This is a genomic window from Streptomyces sp. NPDC005151, from assembly GCF_053599875.1.
In genome coordinates this window covers 1-1201 of record NZ_JBSFYR010000266.1, presented here as the reverse complement: position 1 = coordinate 1201, position 1201 = coordinate 1, and the positions used below count along the sequence as shown (strand labels likewise).

The window sequence follows — 1201 nt, the reverse complement described above, 5'->3', positions numbered from 1 at the left end:
CGGCCCGTTCACGGACTTCCTTCGGGTATGGCTTCGACATAACGATCCCGATCCTTCCAAGAGATCGAGCCTCGGTCAAACCCGGAACGATTCAGGCGGACCGGGACTCCTGGGGAGTACAGGACGCTGACCGGGGCGTCGCGCGGCGCGGGCAACCCGGCGGCCGCGACCAGATTCTTAAGAAGCTCCGCCGCAGAATTCGTTGTGCATGCCCCAGCGGGCGGTGAGGAAGTGTTCCAACCCTGTGAGCTGACCGGCCGGCGGCCTCGCTGAAAATCGGGATGTCTGTGCCCCGAATGCCTGACTGCACGGGTTGTGAACAGCTCAGGCTCGTAGGCTCGCAGGTGGAGCGCCTCGACAGGACGTAGCGCTTGGATGGCCCCGCGTCCCTTCGCACGTACGCGGGGCCTCCACCGCTTTTGGGGCTTCCAGAGTCAGCCTTCCTGGTGTTCGTCCCGGGCGAGACCGGTGGGCTCCCACGATTGCGGCTGCGGACGCCTGGTTTCGCGGTGCGGGGGTTACAGGTAAGAACTTGGCCGGTACCGCACAAAGCGCCGTGAAGCGAAGCCTGCGGCTACCGGCGGGTGGTGGGGTCGAGCCTGCTGAACACGGCGGTGACCAGGTCGCGGCTGTACTTCGGGTGGGGCGGGGTGCTCATCGCTTCCTGCAGGAGGTATGTGATCTTGGCCCATTGTCGGAAGTTGCCGTGGCAGGCGAGGTCGTCGATCCACAGGAGGTCGTCGGCGGGCGTGTGTGTCCAGACCGGGTGGTATTGCGGGATGGTGGTGAGGACTTCGGTCGGGGTGAGGGGCTTGTAGCGCTGCCAGATGAGGATGCGGGAGTCGAGCGCAGGCCGGTTTTTGATCTTTTGGTAGCAGGTTTCGGCGCCGATGAGGATGACGGGCAGGCGGGTCTTTTCGTCGTCCCACAGTTCGCGGATGAATTCGAAGGCCCTGGTGACCAGCCATTGCGCTTCGTCGACGACGAGCACGCGGGGCCCTTCGGAAAGCACGCTTTTGATCATGGTTTCGCCTCGGGTGCTGTTGGCGGGTGCTTCGCCGGGTAGGCCCAGCTTGTTGTAGAGCGAGGTGCGCAGGTCCTTGATGCAAGGCCGCGAAGTTTGCTGATCGGCGGGGCTGTCAAGGAGGTTCGTCAGGTGGCGAGGGTGTAGGTCGCGCGGCCGGTCTTGTGGAGCATTCCG

The 1201-nt window shown here is 64.4% G+C and carries 1 protein-coding gene and 1 pseudogene; both read right to left on the bottom strand.

The window, feature by feature from the left end:
* Positions 1-8 precede the first annotated feature (8 nt).
* A pseudogene (locus ACWD6R_RS40625) lies at positions 9-261 on the bottom strand (hypothetical protein); the annotation flags it as partial.
* A 313-nt stretch (positions 262-574) separates the two neighbouring features.
* The coding region (locus ACWD6R_RS40620) for an AAA family ATPase (protein ID WP_451823353.1) at positions 575-1201 on the bottom strand (627 nt) is incomplete at its 5' end.